The organism is Roseovarius sp. SCSIO 43702 (assembly GCF_019599045.1).
Taxonomy (GTDB): domain Bacteria; phylum Pseudomonadota; class Alphaproteobacteria; order Rhodobacterales; family Rhodobacteraceae; genus Roseovarius.
In genome coordinates this window covers 2,419,066-2,438,811 of sequence record NZ_CP080623.1, presented here as the reverse complement: position 1 = coordinate 2,438,811, position 19,746 = coordinate 2,419,066, and the positions used below count along the sequence as shown (strand labels likewise).

Annotated in this window: 19 protein-coding genes; 6 read left to right on the top strand and 13 right to left on the bottom strand. The window is 68.2% G+C overall.

Translation table 11 applies throughout. From position 1 onward, the window contains the following. Positions 1 to 3 precede the first annotated feature (3 nt). The 3 genes from hydA to K1T73_RS12045 all read right to left on the bottom strand — a co-directional run bounded on the left by hydA (position 4) and on the right by K1T73_RS12045 (position 3,246). Entirely contained in the window at positions 4 to 1,467 is a 1,464-nt protein-coding gene (hydA, locus tag K1T73_RS12055; RefSeq protein WP_220600942.1) for a dihydropyrimidinase, read from the bottom strand. Positions 1,468 to 1,584: 117 nt separating this feature from the next. Continuing rightward, positions 1,585 to 1,899 (bottom strand): GIY-YIG nuclease family protein, encoded by a 315-nt coding sequence (locus tag K1T73_RS12050; RefSeq protein ID WP_259400236.1) that lies wholly within the window; start codon positions 1,897 to 1,899, stop codon positions 1,585 to 1,587. A gap of 96 nt (positions 1,900 to 1,995) precedes the next feature. Next, positions 1,996 to 3,246 (bottom strand): Zn-dependent hydrolase, encoded by a 1,251-nt coding sequence (locus K1T73_RS12045; RefSeq protein WP_220600941.1) that lies wholly within the window; start codon positions 3,244 to 3,246, stop codon positions 1,996 to 1,998. A gap of 139 nt (positions 3,247 to 3,385) precedes the next feature. Between K1T73_RS12045 and K1T73_RS12040 the strand changes: the two genes are divergently transcribed. Then, positions 3,386 to 4,003, top strand: coding sequence for a TetR family transcriptional regulator C-terminal domain-containing protein (locus K1T73_RS12040; protein WP_220600940.1), 618 nt, complete (start codon positions 3,386 to 3,388; stop codon positions 4,001 to 4,003). Between the two features lie 69 nt (positions 4,004 to 4,072). On the opposite strand, the gene preA is transcribed toward K1T73_RS12040, so the two are convergent. After that, on the bottom strand, positions 4,073 to 5,374 hold the full coding sequence (gene preA / locus K1T73_RS12035; RefSeq protein ID WP_220600939.1) for an NAD-dependent dihydropyrimidine dehydrogenase subunit PreA: 1,302 nt from the start codon (positions 5,372 to 5,374) through the stop codon (positions 4,073 to 4,075). Between the two features lie 171 nt (positions 5,375 to 5,545). After that, positions 5,546 to 6,868: an NAD(P)-dependent oxidoreductase gene (locus tag K1T73_RS12030; protein WP_220600938.1), complete on the bottom strand. Its 1,323-nt coding sequence runs from the start codon at positions 6,866 to 6,868 to the stop codon at positions 5,546 to 5,548. Between the two features lie 412 nt (positions 6,869 to 7,280). Here K1T73_RS12030 and K1T73_RS12025 point away from each other — a divergent pair, with 412 nt between their 5' ends. Together K1T73_RS12025 and K1T73_RS12020 are read left to right on the top strand one after the other, a co-directional pair. Beyond that, on the top strand, positions 7,281 to 7,760 hold the full coding sequence (locus tag K1T73_RS12025; RefSeq protein ID WP_220600937.1) for a translation initiation factor 2: 480 nt from the start codon (positions 7,281 to 7,283) through the stop codon (positions 7,758 to 7,760). 198 nt (positions 7,761 to 7,958) lie between these two features. Continuing rightward, positions 7,959 to 8,276 (top strand): hypothetical protein, encoded by a 318-nt coding sequence (locus tag K1T73_RS12020; protein WP_220600936.1) that lies wholly within the window; start codon positions 7,959 to 7,961, stop codon positions 8,274 to 8,276. Positions 8,277 to 8,279: 3 nt separating this feature from the next. On the opposite strand, the gene K1T73_RS12015 is transcribed toward K1T73_RS12020, so the two are convergent. The 3 genes from K1T73_RS12015 to K1T73_RS12005 all read right to left on the bottom strand — a co-directional run bounded on the left by K1T73_RS12015 (position 8,280) and on the right by K1T73_RS12005 (position 9,700). Next, complete coding sequence (locus K1T73_RS12015; protein WP_220600935.1) at positions 8,280 to 8,678, bottom strand: GFA family protein; 399 nt, start codon at positions 8,676 to 8,678, stop codon at positions 8,280 to 8,282. 69 nt (positions 8,679 to 8,747) lie between these two features. Continuing rightward, entirely contained in the window at positions 8,748 to 9,203 is a 456-nt protein-coding gene (locus K1T73_RS12010; RefSeq protein WP_220600934.1) for a GNAT family N-acetyltransferase, read from the bottom strand. 5 nt (positions 9,204 to 9,208) lie between these two features. After that, entirely contained in the window at positions 9,209 to 9,700 is a 492-nt protein-coding gene (locus K1T73_RS12005; RefSeq protein WP_220600933.1) for a hypothetical protein, read from the bottom strand. Between the two features lie 234 nt (positions 9,701 to 9,934). On the opposite strand from K1T73_RS12005, the gene K1T73_RS12000 reads away from it, so the two are divergent. Continuing rightward, positions 9,935 to 13,390: a chromosome segregation SMC family protein gene (locus K1T73_RS12000; RefSeq protein ID WP_220600932.1), complete on the top strand. Its 3,456-nt coding sequence runs from the start codon at positions 9,935 to 9,937 to the stop codon at positions 13,388 to 13,390. Between the two features lie 488 nt (positions 13,391 to 13,878). Here the strand turns inward: K1T73_RS12000 and K1T73_RS11995 are convergent, their stop codons facing one another. Genes K1T73_RS11995 through cbiB form a run of 3 tightly spaced genes read right to left on the bottom strand, consistent with a single transcriptional unit; the run spans position 13,879 to position 17,122 of the window. Then, complete coding sequence (locus K1T73_RS11995) at positions 13,879 to 14,994, bottom strand: class I SAM-dependent RNA methyltransferase (RefSeq protein ID WP_220600931.1); 1,116 nt, start codon at positions 14,992 to 14,994, stop codon at positions 13,879 to 13,881. Next, on the bottom strand, positions 14,994 to 16,163 hold the full coding sequence (locus K1T73_RS11990) for a lytic murein transglycosylase (RefSeq protein ID WP_220600930.1): 1,170 nt from the start codon (positions 16,161 to 16,163) through the stop codon (positions 14,994 to 14,996). Before K1T73_RS11990 ends, K1T73_RS11995 begins: the two co-directional genes overlap by 1 nt. Before the next feature lie 47 nt (positions 16,164 to 16,210). Next, complete coding sequence (cbiB, locus tag K1T73_RS11985; RefSeq protein WP_220600929.1) at positions 16,211 to 17,122, bottom strand: adenosylcobinamide-phosphate synthase CbiB; 912 nt, start codon at positions 17,120 to 17,122, stop codon at positions 16,211 to 16,213. 178 nt (positions 17,123 to 17,300) lie between these two features. Here cbiB and K1T73_RS11980 point away from each other — a divergent pair, with 178 nt between their 5' ends. After that, entirely contained in the window at positions 17,301 to 17,663 is a 363-nt protein-coding gene (locus tag K1T73_RS11980) for a response regulator (RefSeq protein WP_220600928.1), read from the top strand. Positions 17,664 to 17,667: 4 nt separating this feature from the next. On the opposite strand, the gene K1T73_RS11975 is transcribed toward K1T73_RS11980, so the two are convergent. Together K1T73_RS11975 and K1T73_RS11970 are read right to left on the bottom strand one after the other, a co-directional pair. Continuing rightward, entirely contained in the window at positions 17,668 to 18,015 is a 348-nt protein-coding gene (locus K1T73_RS11975; protein WP_220600927.1) for a nuclear transport factor 2 family protein, read from the bottom strand. Then, entirely contained in the window at positions 18,012 to 19,004 is a 993-nt protein-coding gene (locus tag K1T73_RS11970; protein WP_220600926.1) for a glutathione S-transferase family protein, read from the bottom strand. The genes K1T73_RS11975 and K1T73_RS11970 overlap by 4 nt, the downstream gene beginning before the upstream one ends. 198 nt (positions 19,005 to 19,202) lie before the next feature. Between K1T73_RS11970 and K1T73_RS11965 the strand changes: the two genes are divergently transcribed. Next, the gene (locus K1T73_RS11965) at positions 19,203 to 19,553 is read left to right on the top strand and encodes a hypothetical protein (protein WP_220600925.1); all 351 of its coding nucleotides are present in this window, start codon (positions 19,203 to 19,205) and stop codon (positions 19,551 to 19,553) included. The last annotated feature ends 193 nt before the right edge of the window (positions 19,554 to 19,746 follow it).

Sequence of the window (19,746 nt, the reverse complement as noted above, 5' to 3'; positions counted from 1 at the left end):
GCCTCAAATCCCCGCCGGGATGTTCAGCGGGTCGCGCTCGATCATCTTGGGCGCGGTGAGGGCCTTCCACTTCGACAGCGCCTCGTGCGCCGAGGGGAAGGCCGGGCGGGGAACGAAGCGGCCGCGGCCGGGTTGGGGCTGCGAATTCTGGCCCCAGGCCCAGATCACCTCGCCGCGCGAAAGGGTGTAGCGCGAGTTGGCGGTGACGGTGAAGCCCTCGAAGACGTTGTAGTCGAGGATCGAATGGTGGTTGGCGGGGCTGATCGTCTTGGTGATCTTGGGATCCCACACCACGATATCGGCATCCGCGCCTTCCACGATGGCGCCCTTTTTCGGGTAGATATTCAATATCTTGGCGACGTTCGTTGAAGTGACCGCGACGAATTCGTTCGGCGTGAGGCGCCCTGTTTCCACCCCCGTGGTCCAGAGCACCGGAAGCCGCTCCTCGAGCCCGTTGGAGCCATTGGGGATGATGCGGAAATCGTCGCGTCCGCGGCGCTTCTGCTCGGTCGAGAAGGCGGCGTGATCGGTGGCGACCACCTGCAGGCTGCCCGCCTGAAGCCCGGCCCAGAGCCCGTCCTGATGCTCCTTCGAGCGGAAGGGCGGCGACATGACGCGTCGCGCGGCATGGTCCCAGTCCTTGTTGAAATATTCGCTCTCGTCGAGCGTCAGGAACTGGATGAGCGGCTCGCCATAGACGCGCATGCCCTTTTGGCGCGCGCGGCGAATGGCCTCGTGCGCCTGTTCACAGGAAACATGCACGATATAGAGCGGCACGCCCGCCGCGTCGGCGATGCAGATCGCGCGGTTGGCCGCCTCGCCCTCGAACTCGGGGGGGCGGGAATAGGCGTGACCCTCGGGGCCGGTGATGCCCTGGTTGAAGTATTTCTCCTGCATTTCCGCCACCAGATCGCCGTTCTCGGCATGAACCATCGGCAGCGCGCCCAGCTCGGCGCAGCGCTTGAAGGAGGCGAACATCTCGTCATCCTCGATCATCAGCGCGCCCTTGTAGGCCATGAAATGCTTGAACGAGTTGACGCCCATCTCGACCGCGTCCTTCATCTCGTTGAAGACGCTCTCGTTCCAGCCGGTGACGGCCATGTGGTAGCCGATGTCGGAGCAGATCTGCGGCGCGGACTTGCGGTGCCATTCGTTGATGGCGTTCTTGATCGAGCCGTCCTCGCCAGGCAGGCAGAAGTCGATGAGCATCGTCGTGCCGCCACAGGCCGCGGCCCATGTGCCGGTCTCGAAGGTCTCGGCCGCGGTGGTGCCCATGAAGGGCATTTCGAGATGCGTGTGCGGGTCGATGCCGCCGGGGATGACATAGGCACCCTCCGCGTCGATATATTCGTCGCCCTTCAGGTCCTCGCCGATCTGCCTGATCTTCTCGTCCTCGATCAACACGTCCGCCTTCCAGGTGCGGTCGGCGGTGCAGACGGTGCCGTTCTTGATGACTTTGGTGGTCATTGGTTGGTCCTCCTTGTCGTCACCCGTCCCCGCCTCGAGCCGGGACCTCGCCGTCGGTTCTGCCACGAAGCGTGGCGGCCGCGAGGCCCCGGATCAAGTCCGGGGCGGGCGTTTTCGTTAGCCGGGGATGTGCGCGGTGACGTCCTGCCATCCGGGATTGTTCTCGGTGATCAGTGCGATCTTCCAGCCGCGCCGCCATTTCTTGATGGCGCGTTCGCGCCGGAGCGATGTTTCGAAGTCCTCGTGCGCTTCGAACCAGACGAGCGTCTTGATACGGTATCTTGCCGTATGCTGCGAGAGCCTCGCGCGATGAGCCTCGATCCGGTTGCGCAGGTTTCGGGTGCGCCCTGTATAGAGCGCGCCGCCGGGACGTGAGGCCATGATGTAGACGAAATGCGTCATGCGCGAGGGTTGGCGCGATATGATTGCCAAATGGTAAATCCCGCCCCGGGCTTGACCCGGGGCCTCTGCACGGCTTGGCCACGAGGTCCCGGGTCAAGCCCGGGACGGGTGTTTCCATGGGCAACTTCACCCCTCGATCCCCGCCGTCTCCACCACCGCGTGCAGGAGCACGTCCGCGCCGGCCTTGGCCCAGTCCTTGCTGATCTCCTCGGCCTCGTTGTGGCTCAACCCGTCCACGCAGGGGCACATCACCATCGCCGTGGGCGCTACGCGGTTGATCCAGCAGGCGTCGTGGCCCGCCCCAGACACCAGGTCGCGGTGCGAGTAGCCGAGGCGCTCGGCGGCGTTGCGTAGCGCGGTGACGCAGCCTTCGTCGAACGTGACGGGATCGAAGCCGCCTGCCACTTCAAATTCGACGCCCAACCCCATATCATCGCATATCTTTTTCGTCTCGTCGCGCATCCTGGCGACCATGTCGTCCAGGACCTCCTTGTCCGGCGAGCGGAAATCGACGGTAAAGACGACCTTGCCGGGGATGACATTGCGCGAGTTGGGGAAGACCTCGATATGGCCGGCGGCGCCCACGGCGTTGGGAGCGTTGTCGAGCGCGATCTCGTTCACCTTTTCGAGCACCCGCGCCATGCCGAGGCCCGCGTCGCGGCGCATGGGCATGGGGGTGGAGCCGGTGTGGCTGTCCTTGCCGGTGATGGTCACCTGCGTCCACATGAGGCCCTGGCCGTGGGTGACGATCCCGATATCCTTGCCCTCGGCCTCGAGGATCGGACCCTGTTCGATATGCAGCTCGAAGAAGGCGTGCATCTTGCGCGCGCCGACCTCCTCGTCGCCGCGCCAGCCGATGCGGTCCAGTTCGTCGCCGAAACGTTTTCCGTCCGCATCGCGCCGGTCCTCGGCCCAGTCCTGCTCGTGCATTCCGGCAAAAACGCCCGAGGCGAGCATGGCGGGGGCGAAGCGTGTGCCTTCCTCGTTGGTCCAGTTCGTGACCACGATAGGATGCCGCGTCTTGATGTCGAGATCGTTAAGCGTGCGCACGAGCTCCAGCCCGGCCAGAACGCCGAGCACGCCGTCATACTTGCCGCCCGTGGGCTGCGTGTCGAGGTGGCTGCCCACGTAGACAGGAAGCGCATCGGGATCGGTGCCGGGCCTTTCGGCGAACATGTTGCCGAGCGAGTCGAGCCCCATCTTGCAGCCCGCCTCCTCGCACCATCTCTGGAAAAGCGCGCGGCCCTCGGCGTCCTCGTCGGTGAGGGTCTGGCGGTTGTTGCCGCCGGCGACCCCGGGGCCGATCCTGGCCATCTCCATGAGGCTGTTCCAAAGGCGATCGCCGTCGATCCTGAGATTCTCACCTGGCGCTGACATGCTGGGCCTCCCGTCTCGATTTTACCATTTGGTAAAGATGTGACCACGGCGCCACCGCGAGAGTCAAGTTTCGTGTTGGGATTGTCGGACCGGGGCGCTACGCTGATCTGGCACGAGGAAAGCGAGAGCGCAAGCGACCATGCAGCACGCCACGTCCGGCAACCGCCCGAGCCGTATCCAGGTCCGCAACCGCGCGCGCATTTTGTCCGCCGCGCTCGAGGTCTTCGCGGCCCATGGGTTCCGTGGCGCGACGCTCGACCAGATCGCCGAGGAGGCGGGGCTGTCCAAGCCCAATATCCTCTACTATTTCGCGAACAAGGAAGAGATTCACGTCACGCTTCTGGGCCGCCTCATGGAGACGTGGCTTGCGCCGATGCATGACATCGACCCCGAGGGCGAACCGCTCGACGAGATCCTGCGCTACGTGGGCCGCAAGCTCGAGATGAGCCGGGAGTACCCGCGCGAAAGCAGGCTTTTCGCGAACGAGATATTGCAGGGCGCACCGCGCATGGGGCCGCATCTGCAGAGCGGGCTCAAGCCCCTTGTCGACCGCACCGCGTCGCTCTTCGAGCGCTGGATGGAGGAGGGGCGGCTCGCCCGGGTCGATCCGCGGCACCTGATCTTCTCGATCTGGGCCACGACGCAGCATTACGCGGATTTCGAGGCGCAGGTGAGCGTCCTCACGGAAGGCGCCGACAGTTTCGGCGGCGCGGCGCAGTTCCTCGACACGCTCTACCGCCGGATGCTCACCCCCTGATCCGAGGGTGACGGTGGGCGCCGGCGGCCGCGTCGAACCGACCGCCGAGGGGGTAGCCTGATCGCTCCATCACTCGGCGGCGCAGGCGCCGGGGTTGTTGGGATGGGTTGTCCAGTTCGCATATTCCTTCTCGACCACCTTGCCGGTGCGTTCGTCCACCTGGCCCGGCTCCAGTTCCGTCATGGTGATGCAGTCCTCGACCGGGCAGACATTGACGCAAAGATTGCAGGCCACGCATTCGGCGTCGATGACCTCGAAAGTGCGGTCCTCGCTCATGGAAATGGCCTGGTGCGACGTGTCCTCGCAGGCGGCGTAGCAGCGGCCGCACTTGATGCAGAGATCCTGGTCGATGCGGGCCTTGGTCACGTAGTTGAGGTTGAGGTCCTGCCAGTTCACGACCTTCGGCACGGCCCGGCCCACAAGCTCCTCGACCGAGGAAAAGCCCTTTTCGTCAAGATATTGCGACAGGCCCGAGATCATCTCCTGTACGATCTTGAAGCCATAGGTCATGGCCGCCGTGCAGACCTGCACGTTGCCCGCGCCCAGGGCCATGAATTCGGCCGCGTCGCGCCAGGTGGTGATCCCGCCGATGCCGGAGATGGGCAGGCCGGCGGTCTCGGGATCGCGGGCGATCTCGGCCACCATGTTGAGCGCGATGGGCTTGACCGCCGGGCCGCAATAGCCGCCATGGGCGCCTTGCCCGTCGATCATCGGCTCGGGCGAGAATGCGTCGAGGTTGACCGAGGTGATCGAGTTGATGGTGTTGATGAGGCTGACCGCATCCGCGCCACCGGCCTTGGCGGCCTGCGCGGGCTTGCGGATGTCGGTGATGTTGGGGGTGAGCTTCACGATCACCGGCAGGTCGGTATGGGTCTTGCACCATTCGGCGATCTGCTGGATGTACTCGGGCACCTGGCCCACCGCCGAGCCCATGCCGCGCTCGCTCATACCGTGGGGGCAGCCGAAATTGAGCTCGACCCCGTCGCAGCCGGTTTCGGCGATGCGCCCCAGGATGTTCTTCCAGCTGTCCTCGTTCACCGGGACCATGAGCGACGCGATGATCGTGTGATCGGGATAGTCCTTCTTCACGCGCGTCATCTCGTCGAGATTGGTCTGAAGCGGGCGGTCGGTGATCAGCTCGATGTTGTTGAGCCCCAGGAGCCGCCGGTCGGCGCCCCAGATCGCGCCGTAACGGGGGCCGTTGACGTTGACCACATGCGGATCCTCGCCCAGCGTCTTCCACACCACGCCGCCCCATCCGGCCTCGAAGGCGCGGCGGACGTTGTATTCCTTGTCCGTCGGTGGCGCGGAGGCCAGCCAGAACGGGTTGGGGGATGTGATTCCGATGAAAGTCGTTGTCAGATCAGCCATTTGGGGCCTCCTATTCATCCAAGAGGGTTTCGAACCCGCCATAGATCATGCGTGCGCCGTCGAAGGGCATGTCGCCCAGATCGCGCAGGCGCGGATCGTTCATCAACCGCGGCCACGAAGCTCATGATATACATGGCGTTTCCTCGTCTCTGGGGCCGCGCGGACCGGTCATCAGCCCATCAGCCTGGCATGGATGTCCATCGCGGCGTCGCGCCCTTCGGCGACCGCCGTGACGGTCAGGTCGTCGCCGCCCGCCGCGCAATCGCCGCCGGCCCAGACCCGGTCGAGCGAGGTGCGGCCCGGACCTTCGACCCTGATCTTGCGCCCGTCGAGCTCGGGCAGGCTGTCGCGGGTGAGGGTCTGGCCGATGGCCTTGAAAACCTGGTCCGCGGGCAGGCGCACGGTTTCGCCCGTGGGGGTGAGATCGTCGTCGGTATATTCGAACTCGATCTCGCGCACGGCGCCGTTGCCGTGGATCGCCACGGGCTGCGCGTTGGTGATGATGCGCACGCCGCGGGCGGCGGCGAGGTCCTGCTCGAAGACGCTGGCGTTCATGCGGTCACGGCCCCGGCGGTAGACCAGCGTGACGTTGAGCGCGCCCAGCGCGCGCGCCTGCACGGCGGCGTCGATGGCGGTCATGCCGCCGCCGATGACCACCACGTCGCGCCCGATGGGAAGCTTGGCGAGATCGTCGGCCTGGCGCAGTTCCGCAATGAAATCAACGGCATCCCGGACGCCGTCCTTGTCCTCGTTCTCGAGTCCGAGCGCGTTGACGGCGCCGAGACCGAGGCCGAGGAAAACCGCGTCGTAGTCGGCCGCCAGTTCCTCGAGCGTCACGTCGCGTCCGAGGGCCGTGCCGGTGCGCAGGGTGATGCCGCCGATCTGCAGAAGCCACTCGACCTCGCACGTGGCGAAATCGTCGACGGTCTTGTAGGCGGCGATCCCGTATTCGTTGAGGCCGCCGGGCTTCTCGCGCGCGTCCATGAGGGTCACGTCGTGGCCGTGCATCGCAAGGCGATGGGCGCAGGCCAGCCCCGCCGGACCGGCCCCCACGACCGCCACGCGCTTGCCCGTGGGCTCGGCGCGGGTGAAGGGGTGGATGCCCTGTTCCATGAGCGTATCGGTGGCATAGCGCTGCAACTGCCCGATGATGACGGGTTTTCCCTCGGCCACCTCGCGCACGCAGACCTCTTCGCAGAGCTGTTCGGTGGGGCAGACGCGGGCGCACATGCCGCCCAGGATGTTCTGGGTCAGGATCGTCTTCGCCGCAGCCTCGGGGGTGCCGGTGGCGATCTGGCGGATGAAGAGGGGGATGTCGATATCGGTGGGGCAGGCCGTGACACAAGGGGCGTCGTGGCAGAAATAGCAGCGATCGGCGGCGACCATCGCCTCGTGCGCGTCGAGCGGCGGGTGGAGATCCGAGAAGTTCTCGGCGTAGTCCTCGGGTGCGAGCCGGTTCGCGACGATGCCGGGCGTCAGGGGGCTGTGGCTCATGGGGGTCTCCATTGGCTGACAGTCTGACGTTCAGTAAAGCACATCTGAAAATTTTATCAATTGGTAAAATCCAACCCGCGTCGAAAGTGGCGTTAACGAAGTCATGCGGAGCGCGGTGGCGCCGGAAAACCGCAGGCGAATCGAAAGGTTAACGTCGAAAACCCGCGTCGGTATCATGTCGGTATCACGTCGGTATCCACGTCGGTGGAGGGCCTTTCGGAGCAATCGTGAACGCAGCGGACGCATGGTTTACACCCGCGAACCGGCGTTCGGCGGCGGGACATGGGCGGCTCGGGCGGTCTTTCCTTGCGCGCCCCGCGCGCCGCGGGTAGGCGGCGCGCGGGTGCCGCCTGCGGGCGGAGGCCCGATCGAACACATGACCCTCCAGAAGACCATCCAGAAGGACCGACCGATGATCCGACCGTTCACTCCCGCCCTTTGCCTTGCCGCCGTGCTGACCACGGGGGCTTGCGCCACCGTGACGCGCGGCAACAGCGAGGACGTGCAATTCACCTCGGCCCCCAGCGGCGCCACCGTGACCACGTCGCAAGGGCTGACCTGCGTGACGCCCTGCACGCTCGACATCAAGCGCAACGAGGCGTTCTACGCCGCGTTCCGCCACAAGGGGCAGACGCGCCAGATCAAGGTGATGCCGAAGACCTCGGGCCAGGGCGTCGCGGCGGGCGCGGGCAACATCCTTGTGGGCGGGCTCGTGGGGGTCGCGGTGGATGCGGGGACGGGGGCGAACCTCGATCATGTTCCCAACCCGGTTCACGCCGATTTCTCGAAACCCCAGGCGGCGGCGCAGCAGATCGCCGAGGCCCATGCGAAGGCGGTCGCACGGGCGCGGGCCGAGGCAAAGGCCAAGGAGCGGGCCGAGGACGACAGCTGATCCCAAGGGAGGGGCGCGGGCGGTTGCCGGCGCCCCCTTCTTTCCGGGCGGCGGGATGGGGAGGCCGCAGAAATCCGGACGAACGAAACGCTTTGTTAGGACGCGGCGTGCAAGCGTTGGCGGATGTGGCGATGTGCGATCTTCCTGTCGGCGTTGCTGACCGCCGGCTGCGATACCCCGAGCGCGGCATTTCGCGGGGTGCCTGTCACGCGTGTGGCGGTGTCGGGCGACCTGTTCGACGTGCGCGTGCAGGGGCGCCGGGCGGAGGCGGTGCGGCTCAATTCCCGGTGGGCCCCCGACCGGATGAGCGTCGCCGTGGCCGCGACCCACGCGATCGAGCGGGTGAGCGGCTGCCGCGTGGCGGGGCTTTCGGGCGACCAGGCGATGCTCGAGGCGCGGCTCGATTGCGGGGCAGGCGCGCCGCCGCCCAAGCCGCGTGCGGCGTATCTCGATTGTGACTTTGTCGTGGATGGCGACGGCTTCGGGGAGGCGCTGTGCACCGCCGCCCCGCGATAGACGTCAGCCGCCGTGAAAGCCCTCGAAACGTGGCAGGTCATCGGCCACGTCAAACCAGGGCAGGCGCTCCTCGTGATGGACATGCTCGGCCGGGTGAAACGCGGCCGGATCGGAAAGCGAGGCCATGTAGAGATGCACCTCGCCCGGGTAGTGATCGGCCTCGAAGGCCATGGGCGTTCCGCAGGCGGCGCAGAAACTGCGGCGCACCCCCTTGCTGCTCGCGTATCGCTCCGGGGTGGCCCCGGTCCAGCGGAAGCCCGACGCGGCCACGGTGAGAAAGGCGGTGACGGGCGCCGAGCAGTTGCGCCGGCAGCTTTCGCAATGGCAATAGCCGGTCCAGCCGGGTTGCCCCTCGAAGCTGTAGGTGACGGAGCCGCAGAGGCAATGGCCGGTGGTGGGCATGGTCGTGTCCTTTCGGGTCGCGGGATGGCGGGTGCGTGGGGCGGGATTTTCGCGCAACGCGGCGCGCGGTCACGTGGCGAGGCGCTTTTCCATGTAGAGGCTCGTGCCGTTGGGTTCGTAGCTGCCGAAAATGTCGCATTCCACGAATCCGTGACGGGCATAGAGACGCACGGCCGACGCCAGTGCCGCGCCGGTTTCGAGCCGCAGGAGCGGCAGGCCCAGGTCGCGCGCTTCGTCCTCGATCCGGCGCAGGAGGGCGGCGGCGACGCCGCGCCCGCGCGCCTGCGGTGCGGTGAACATCGATTTGACCTCGCCGTAGCCCCGGCAGATGGCGAGCGCCCCGGTGCCCAGCACCTCGGCGCCGTCGCGCGCGGTGAAGAAGCGGATGTCGGGGCCGGTGAGATCGGCGAGGTCGAGCGCGTAGATGTCCCCGGGCGGGAAGGTCTCGGCCATGAGCGCATGGCTCGCCTCGAGAAGCGCGCGGGGACCGGGGGCCAGGGGATCTGCGGGTTCGACGATGAGCATCGGCCTCACTCTATGACAAGGGGCAGCGTGGCGGCGATGGGCGTGCCGTCGCGGACAAGCTGCGCGTGGTCGTTGGTGGTGAGCGTCACGCGGATCTCGTGATCGCCGCGCGGCAGGGCCGAGAGGTGGACGTGGGGACCGTAGGCGCGCATCACCTTCACGCCGTTCACGTAGACATGCGCGTGCCCGTGGCCCGGTTCGTGCGGACCGTTCACCCCCTCGGGGTCGAAGGTGAAGTTCCGGGCGATGATGTGGAGGTTGCGGCTTTGGGGGCCGTCGGGTGTCAGCGCAAGGCGGAGCGTCGGCGCGGGGTTCCCGGCCTCGACCATGCGGTCATGGGCCGTGTCGTGCGCGCCGTCGCCGTGATCGTGGGCGGAATGGTCATGGACCGTCGCGGGCGGATCGGGCGCCTCGGGCGCCAGCGCGTGCCCGGCGAGATAGCCGCCGCCCGCCCCGAAGAAGAGGCCGATGAGAAGGAAGGCGGCGGGTTTCGACATGGGCGGGGTCCGGGGCTGTCGATGGAGGAACGTGCGGCGAGCCTAGCGCAGGTGCGGCCGCGCGCCCAGCCCCGCGCGAGGCGGGGCGATCGGCGATGAATTGCGCAATATCTTGTGGATAACTGCCCGTCCCGCGCCATATCGTGGGGTTTTGCGTTGACAGGCCCGCGCGGCCCTCGTCACATTAGGGCAAAGAGGCCGGAATCAGCGGCCATCGGGCAGCAAGGGGACAGGGTGCATTTCTCACGGCTCAGGCTGACGGGCTTCAAGAGCTTCGTCGATCCCACGGACCTCATCATCCATGACGGGCTGACCGGCGTGGTGGGGCCGAATGGCTGTGGCAAGTCGAACCTGCTCGAGGCGCTGCGCTGGGTCATGGGCGAGAACCGCCCCACCGCCATGCGCGGCGGCGGGATGGAGGACGTGATCTTTGCCGGCGCCGCGTCGCGGCCCGCGCGCAACTTCGCGGAAGTGGCGCTTCATATCGACAACGGCGACCGGCTGGCCCCCGCGGGGTTCAACGATGCCGACACGCTCGAGGTGACGCGGCGGATCACGCGCGACGTGGGCAGCGCCTACCAGGTGAACGGCAAGGACGTGCGGGCGCGCGATGTCCAGATGCTCTTTGCCGATGCCTCGACCGGGGCGCATAGCCCCGCGCTGGTCCGGCAGGGGCAGATCAGCGAGCTCATCAACGCGAAACCCAAGGCGCGGCGGCGCATCCTCGAGGAAGCGGCGGGGATCTCGGGGCTCTACCAGCGCCGGCACGACGCGGAGCTGAAGCTCAAGGGCGCCGAGGCGAACCTGACCCGCGTGGACGACGTGATCGAGCAACTGGCGCAGCAATTGTCGCAACTGGCACGGCAGGCGCGGCAGGCCGCACGCTACCGCGCCATCGGCGAGGACTTGCGCCGGGCCGAGGGGATGCTGCTCTACCGGCGGTGGAAGGAAGCCGACGAGGCGGTGGCGCGGGCGGAGGCTGCCCTGCGCGAGCGCACCACCGAGGCCGCGCGTGCGGAAGGCGCCGCGCGGGAGGCCGCGAAGGCGCGCGAGACGGCGGATGCAGCCCTGCCGGCGCTGCGCGAGGAGGAGGCCATCGCGGGGGCGGTCCTGCAACGGTTGCAGGTGCAGAACGACACGCTGGCCGACCAGGAGCGGGGCGCGCGGGACCGGATCGAGACGCTGGAGAAGCGGATCGGCCAGCTTGCGCAGGATATCGAGCGGGAGGCCACGCTCAACCGCGACGCGGGCGAGACGATCGAGCGGCTGGAATGGGAGGCGCGCGAGCTTGCGAAGGCGGGCGAGGGCCATGACGACAGGCTGGCCGAGGCCAGCGACGCCGCAAGCGAGGCAGCGCGCGTGTTGCAGGAGCGCGAGAGCGCGCTGTCCACCCTGACCGAGGATGTCGCGCGGTTGGCGGCGCGCCACCAGTCGGCCCAGAGGTTGCTCGACGATAGCCGCAAGACCTTAACGAAGAGTGAAGGGGAAGCGGAGCGCGCGCGGGAGGCGGCGAAAGCCTCGCGCGCGGCGCTGGAGGAGGCGGCGCGCGGCTTCGAGGCGGCGACCGAGGCCGAGCGTGTGGCGCAGGCGCAGGCACGCGCGGCCGACGAGGCGCTGACCCGCGCCGACGACGCCCGCGCCGAGGCCCAGGCGCGCGAGGCCGATGCCCGCGCCGAGCGATCCGAGGCCGAGGGCGAGGTCAACGCGCTTTCCGCCGAGGTGACGGCGCTGGCGCGGCTGGTGGACCGGGACACGGGCGAGGGCGGGCAGATCCTCGACCGGCTCCAGGTGGAGCAGGGGTTCGAGAAGGCGCTGGGCGCGGCGCTGGCCGACGATCTGCGCGCGCCCGAGGTGGCACCCGATGGCGCGTCGGGCTGGCTGGTGCTGCCGGACTACGACACGCATCAGCCGCTGCCGGGCGGGGTGCAGCCGATCACGCATCACGTCTCGGTGCCCGATGTGCTGGCCCGCCGGATGAGCCAGGTGGGCGTCGTCGACGCCGAGGACGGCGCGCATCTGCAGGCCGATCTGCGGCCCGGTCAGCGCCTCGTGAGCCGCGAGGGTGACCTGTGGCGTTGGGACGGGTATCGCGCCTGGGGCGAGGAGGCGCCCTCGGCGGCGGCGCTGAGGCTGGAGCAGCTCAACCGGCTGGAAGAATTGAAGCAATTGCTGGCCCATGCCACCGCGCGGGCCGAGGGGGCACGGGCCGCGCACGAGGCGCTGACCGCGCGGCTGAAGGCGTTGAACGAGGAGGATGCCGAGGCGCGGCGGGCGCGCAAGGCGGCGGACCAGGCGCTGAACGAGGCGAGCCGTGCCTTGAGCCGGACCGAGGCCGACCGCAACCTCGCGCAGTCGCGGCTCGAGGCGCTGGGCCTTGCCGTGACGCGCCACGAGGAAGAGGCGATGGCGGCGCGCGCGCAGGCGCAGGAGGCGGAGCGGGGCCTGAAGGACCTGGGCGATCTGGAGGCCGCGCGCGCGGAGGTGGAGGACGTGCGCCTGACGGTCGAGGCCGCGCGGATCACGATGATGTCGCGCCGGTCCGACCATGACGAGTTGCGCCGCGAGGGCGAGGCGCGGACGCGGCGCGCGCAGGAGGTCGCCAAGGAGTTGAGCGGCTGGCGCCATCGCCTTGAAACCGCCGAGAAAAGAAGCACCGAGCTGGCCGAGCGGAAGGCCGCGTCGGAGGAAGAACTGGGCACGGCCCGGGCACAGCCCGAGGAGATCGCCCGCACGCGCGAGGACCTGGCGGGCAAGATCGCGCAGGCCGAGGCGCGGCGGGCCGCGGCGGCGGATGCGCTGAGCACCGGCGAGGGGGCCGCGCGGCAGGCCGCGGTAACCGAGCGCGAGGCCGAGCGCGCGGCGGGCGAAGCGCGCGAGGCGCGGGCGGCGGCAGAGGCGCGGCGCGAGGGCGCGCTCGAGACCCGGGCGCAAGCCGCACACCGGATCGAGGAAGAGCTCGAGACCACGCCCGAGGCGCTTCTGGAACAGCTGGATGCCGTGCCCGAGGACATGCCCGGTGCCGATGCGATCGAGGCGGATGTGAACCGTCTGAAGCGCCAGCGCGACGCGCTGGGGGCCGTGAACCTGCGCGCCGAGGAAGATGCGCGCGAGGTGCAGACCGAGCACGACACGCTGGTGAGCGAGAAGACCGATCTCGAGGACGCGATCAGGACCCTGCGGTCGGGGATCGCCTCTCTCAACCGCGAAGGGCGCGAGCGGCTGCTCACGGCGTTCGAGCAGGTGAATTCGAATTTCGGCCTGCTTTTCAAGCATCTGTTCGGCGGAGGTGATGCAAATCTCGTGATGGTCGAGAGCGACGATCCGCTGGAGGCGGGGCTCGAGATCATGTGCCAGCCGCCGGGCAAGAAGCTGGCCACGCTGAGCCTGCTGAGCGGGGGGGAGCAGACGCTGACGGCGCTCGCGCTGATCTTCGCGGTGTTCCTGGCCAATCCCGCGCCGATCTGTGTGCTCGACGAGGTGGACGCGCCGCTTGACGATGCGAATGTGGGGCGGTTCTGTGACCTGCTGGACGAGATGTGCCGCCGGACCGAGACGCGGTTCCTGATCATCACGCACAACGCCGTGACGATGAGCCGGATGGACCGCCTGTTCGGCGTGACAATGGCCGAGCAGGGGGTGAGCCAGCTTGTTTCGGTCGATCTCAAGAAGGCCGAGGCGATGGTCGCGTGACCGGGTGGTTAACGCGCGGTACGGCCTGTGGGTGAGGCCGATGCGCGAATCGGTGGTCGGATCGCACGGTTAACAGGGGAAATCGGCGGATTTCGGACGTCGGTATCCATGTCGGTATCCACGTCGGTATTGCGTCGGTGCGCGCAGCCGGAAGGGCCGTGATTAACCCACCGCGCGCACGAGCCTTAACGATTTGCAGACAATTGCACGGATAGCGTGCCTCTCGCTGCGACCCTTCGCAGTGTGAGGAGGTGATTCTTCTGAGTGAAAGAAACTTTCGCAAATGGATGGTCGGGATCGCGGCGGCGACGCTCATCGTGACCATTCTGCGACTTTGGATCGCATCCTAGGGTGCGGGACAAGGAAAGACCCTGCCGAGTAGCCGCTCGGCAGGGTCAACTGCTTTCAGTGATTCTTCTGAAAACGAACTTTCGCAATGACCTGATACTAGTCATTTCCTGCCAAAAAGTAAAGATTTTCGCGCACGGTCAGGGCAGCGGGCCGGTCTGCCAGAGGCGCACCTTGAGCCCGCCATGGGCGACCGGCGGTCCCGGCGGCGCGAAGGGGAGCGCGGTGGCGCGGGCGAGACCGCCCTCGGTGGTGACGAGGCCCACGCGCCAGCCGGAGAAACCGTCCAGCAGCACCCTGCCGAGCGCGGCGTAGAGGCCGTAGATCATCTTCTTGTTGCCGACGCGGCCGCCATAGGGTGGGTTCACGATGACGAGGCCCGGCGGGCCCTCGGGGCGGGTGAGGTCGCTGATCGCGCCTTGGGCAAAGGTGCAATGATCGGCGACGCCGGCGCGGAGGGCATTTTCGCGCGCGCCCTTGATGGCGCCCGCGTCGCGGTCGCGGCCATGGAAGGTGAGGGCCGTGGTGCGGGGCACGGTGGCCTCGCGCAGGGCGGTCCAGCCTTCCGCGTCGAAGCTCGCCAGGTCCTCGAAGGCGAAGCGGCGGGCGCGGCCGGGGGCGCGGCCCGTCGCCATCTCGGCGGCTTCGAGCAGGAAGGTGCCGGAGCCGCACATCGGGTCGAGCACCGGCTCGGTCCCGTCATAGCCGCATTGCCGCAGGAAGAGCGCGGCCATGGTCTCGCGCATGGCGGCCTTGCCCACGTATTGCTTGAACCCGCGGCGATGGAGCGGCTCTCCCGAGGTGTCGAGCGAGAGGGTGCAGAGATCGTCCTCGATGCGGAGCATGACCCGCAGGGCTGCGTCGGCGGTGACGGGTGCGCCGAGCTCTTCGGTGATGGCGCGTGCGACGCGCTGGGCGGCGGCGCGGTCGTGGTAGATCCTGGAGCGTTTGCAGGCGGCCTCGACCCGGACGGGGATGTCGGGGCGGAGGTGATCACTCCACGGGAACTTGCGCGCGCGCTTGTCGAGCTGGGCCACGTGCATCGCGCGAAACTCGCCGATGCGGGCCAGCACGCGGGAGGCGCCGCGCAAGCTGAGATTGGCGCGCCAGACCTCGGGCCAGCCGCCCGCCACGGCGACACCGCCCGGGTGCGACTTGACCTCGGCGAAGCCCGCCGCGCGCGCCTCGTCCGCGAGCGGCCCTTCGAGGCCGGGAGGGGCGGTGAGGAAGATCCCGGTGGGGTCGGGCGCGGCCATCAGAGGCGGTTCAGCAGGTCGCGCGTGGGCCAGGCGTCGGCGGGCAGGCCGAGTTCGCTCTGCACGTCCTGCACGGCGGCGCGGGTGCCGGCGCCGAGGATGCCGTCGATCTCGCCCACGTCATGCCCCCGCGCCTTGAGTTTTTCCTGCAAGCGCTTGAGGTCGTTTCCCGAAAGGCCCGGATCGGGATCCCCCGGAAGAAAGACGGGCGCGCCCTGGAGGCGGTTGGCGAAATAGGCCGCGGTGAGGACGTAGGTGAAGCTCTGGTTCCATTCGAAATAGACGCGGAAATTCGGATAGGCGAGGAAGGCGGGGCCGTCGCGGCCCTGCGGCAGGAGGAGGGATGCCGGCAGGTCGCCCGCGATCTCGCCGTGGCGGGGCGCGATGCCGAGCGCGGCCCATTCGGCGGCGGGTTTCGTCGTCCTGAGCCCGGTCTGCGACCAGTCGAGCGTGTCGGGGATCGTGACCTCCTGCAACCACGGCTCGTTCGCGCGCCAGCCCAGGGACGAGAGCATCCTGGCGCCGGACATCAGCGCATCGGGCGCCGAGGTCTTGAGCGAGACCCGCCCGTCGCCATCGCCGTCGACACCGTTCTCGATGATGTCGCGGGGCAGCATCTGGACCATGCCGATCTCGCCCGCCCAGGCGCCGGTGGTGGTGCGGGGATCGAAATCGCCCATCTCGTGCAGCTCGAGCGCGGCGAAGACCTGCGGCCGGAAAAGCTCGGGGCGGCGGCAGTCATGCGAGAGGGTGACGAGCGCGTCGAGCGTGTTGAAATCACCCTGGAAGCCGCCGAAATCGGTTTCGAACGCCCAGAAGGCCAGCAGGACGCCGCGATCTATGCCGTAGGTGGCCTCGATCCGCTCGAAGACGGCATCGTATTCAAGCGCCTTCGCCCGGCCCGTGGTGAGCCGGCCCGACGAGATGAGATGACGGGCGAATTCGGTGAAGGTCTTCTGGAACACGCCCTGCCGGCGGTCGGCCTCGAGCACCGCGCGGTCCTGCCGGACCGAGGCGAAGAAACGCTCGACGGTGGCGGGATCGTGGCCGCGCGAGACGGCCTCGGTCTTCAGGCCATCGACGAAGTCCGGGAAACTGCCGCCGCAGCTTTGGGCGCCGGCGGTGGTGGCGAGGCCGAGAAGCGCGGCGAGGCAGGGGACGAGGCGCATGGGACGGCTCCTTGCAGGTCATCAGCGGGCCGAAGGTAAGGGCGGGCTCAGCCCAGCACAACCGCGATGACCGCAAGGCAGGCCAGGAAAAGCCACCACGCGCGCCAGAGGGCACGGATGCAATCGTCGATATCGCGCGCGGCGAGGGGGCGGCGCCCCTCGGGATTGACGAAGGGATCGTCGGTCATCCGCCCCGCGTAAGAGCGCGGACCCGAAAGCGCCACGCCGAGCGCGCGGGCCATCGCCGCCTCGGGCCAGCCGGCGTTGGGCGAGCGGTGGCGGCGCGCGTCGGCGCGGATAGCGCGCCAATGGGCGGTCTGGCCATGCGCCACGGCGATGAGCAGCGCCGACAGGCGCGCGGGCACCAGGTTGAGCAGGTCGTCGAGCCGCGCGGCGGCCCAGCCGAAGGCCGCGTGACGCGGGGTGCGGTGGCCGATCATGCTGTCGGCGGTGTTCGTGACCTTGTAGAGCAGCAGCCCCGGAAGCCCCGCCACCGCGAACCAGAAGGCGGGGGCGATCACGGCATCCGAGAAGTTCTCGGCCGCGGATTCGATGGCGGCGCGGGCGACGGCGGGCTCGGTCATGGCGGCGGTGTCGCGGCCCACGATCATCGCGACCGCGCGGCGCCCCTCGGGCAGCGAGCTGCGCAACCCGCGCGCCACGGCGCGGACATGATCGACGAGCGAGCGATGCGCCAGCAGCACCGCCGCCACGAGCAGCGCGACGAGGTCGCCCAGACCCTCGAGCAGCAGCCCCAGGAGAAGGGCGCCGGCGGCAAGCAGCGCCATCGCGCCCACGCCGGCAAGCCGGGGATGCGCGCCGCCATTGAGGCGCCGGTCGCACCAGCCCACCGCGCGCCCCATGAGGACCGCCGGGTGGGGCAGGCGCGACCAGATCGCGCGCGGCTCGCCCATGACGGCGTCGAGGAGGAGCGCGAGGATGAGAACGGTGAGGGACATGGCGGCCTCGGGCGGTTGATCCCGCGTTGAAGCGCATTTCATCGGCGGAAACAAGCCTGCGCATGCCCGTGGGCCAGCCGATTTCCGCGGATGCGGGGCGGCATTAACCCTTTGTTAACGCTGCGGGCGCAGGCAGGGGAATGCGGGCGAATGATCCTTCCCCAAGGGGGTGAATGCGATGGAAATCCTGATCGTGGAAAGCAATCCGGCGCTGGGCGGTCTCTGGCGGCGTCACATGGAGCGGCAGGGCATGTGCGTGGCCCTTGCGCGCGGGCAGGACGCGGCGATCGAGGTGCTGCGCGAGAGGCGCGTGGACGTGATCGTGCTCAACCTCTTCCTGGCCGAGGGCAGCGCGCTTGCCGTCGCGGATTTCGCGAGCTACCGCCACCCCGAGACGCGGATCGTCTTCGTCACCGACACGAGCTTCTTCTCGGACGGGTCGATCTTTGCCATCTGCGCCAATGCGCGCGCGTTCCTGCAATCGGACATGGCGCCCGAGGACCTGACGGCGATGGTGGCGCATTACGGCGACGAGACGTGATCCCTCATCCGACCGGCGTCTGGTGGTGGACGAGAAGCCGCCAGCCGTCATCCTCGCGCACATAGGTGCTGGTGCAGGTGGCGGTGTAGGCATCGGTCCCCTCGCGCGTCCCGGTGGCGCGATAGATCAGCACGCAGGTGTCACCGGACTTGCGCAGCACGCGGTCGGCCATGAGCACCCCTTCCCATCGGGTCGAGCCGTCGACCGCGTCGAGGATGGCGTCGCCCTCGAGAATGCCCACGGGCAGGGGAAAGGCCATGACGGCATCGGGGGCGAGATGGGCCTCGTAGAAGTCGAGGCCCTTGCACCAGAAGCCTTCCTCGATCTCCCAGACGGGTTCGTCGCCGGTCATGCGGCACCGCCAAGCTTGTCCCGCCCGTGAGGCGCGTCGAAATCGGGCGAGGGGTTGATCGGGATGATCTGGTGCGGGTTCACGGTTTTCTGGCTGACGTGGTAGTGACGCACGATGTGGTCGAAATTCACCGTCTCGCGTATGTCGGCGTGCTGGTAGAGATCGCGCGTGTAGCCCCAGAGCGCGGGGTAATCCATGTTCCGCGCGCGGTTGCACTTGAAATGCGTGTGATAGACGAGGTCGAAGCGGATGAGCGTCGTGAAGAGGCGCCAGTCGGCCTCGGTGAGGCGGTCGCCCATGAGGTAGCGCCGGGTGTCCAGCCGTTCCTCGAGCCAGTCGAGACTGTCGAAGAGGGGATGGACGGCCTTGTCATAGGCTTCCTGCGATGTGGCGAAACCGGCCTTGTAGACGCCGTTGTTGACGGTGTCGTAGACGCGGTCGTTCACCTCGTCGATCCCGGCGCGGAGGTCTTCGGGATAATAGTCGTCGGTGTTGCCGGTGATGTCGTCGAAGGCCGAGTTCATCATGCGGATGATGTCGGCGCTCTCGTTCGAGACGATGGTCTCGCGCTCGGTGTCCCAGAGAACGGGGACGGTCACGCGGCCCGACATCCCGGGATCGACGGCGAGATAGACCTCGCGCAGGTAGTCGCGCCCATTGAGCCTGTCGCCGGTGGCGCAGGGATAGTCGGTGCGGAATTCCCAGCCCTCGCTCAGCATGTCGGGATGCACGACCGAAATCCCGATGTGATCGACGAGATCCTTCAGCCGGCGGAAGATCAGCGTGCGATGCGCCCAGGGGCAGGCGAGCGAGACGTAGAGGTGATAGCGCCCGGAAGCCGCGGGAAACCCGTCCTCGCCCGAGGGGCCGGCCGCGCCGTCGCGGGTGATCCAGTTGCGGAAACGTGACGTGTCGCGCTTGAAGGCGCCGCCATGGCTTTCGGTGTCATACCATTCGTCTTTCCATTCGCCGTCGACCAGCTTGCCCATGTCATCCTCTCTTGCGGTTGTCCGTTCCTTCTCGATCTATGGCACAGCGCGCGGAAGGCCAATCGGGTTCCGCGCAGGGTGGCTGTGCAGGGACGCACGCGGGCGCGGCGGGGCAGGTGTCAACAAACTTTTTCAAGACTTTAACTTGACTTTAAGCCGGTTGCGGCAATCCTTCGGAGGTCAGGGGAGGCCAGTTTGATGACCGATATACTTCCGCGCGAGGTGCAGGAGGGGCTCGACCGTGCCCGGCGCGAGGCGCTGCGCAGGAACGCGCGCCTGCGCGTGCATGACGGGGACGAGGTGCATCGCGTGCTGCGCGCCTGGGATGGCGGCTTCGCGCTGGAGGCGGGCGCCGCGCCGCGGATGCGCGGGCTGGTGGATCTCTACGACGGGGCGCGCCATGTGTCGCAATGCCTGATCGTCGCCTCGGTCGAGGAGGACGGGGAGCGGGTATTCGAATACAAGCGCATGACCGACGCGAGCGGGACGCAGCCGCTCGATTTCTACCGCGCGCCCGAGACGCCGGTGGCGCTTCTGCCGAAAGTGTAGGGATGCGGCACGGAGCGGGCGCCCGGACCGGCGGGCGTGGTCACGGGCCGGGAAGGCGTGTCATGGGGTATCTGAAACCGGCATGACGGGGTATCGCGCCGTCCCGACGGGGCGTCGGCCGATGGGCGGCCGAGAGGCGCGCGGCATGGGGCACGGCGACTCGGCCCGCGTGCCGGGGGGAGGCACGGCAGTG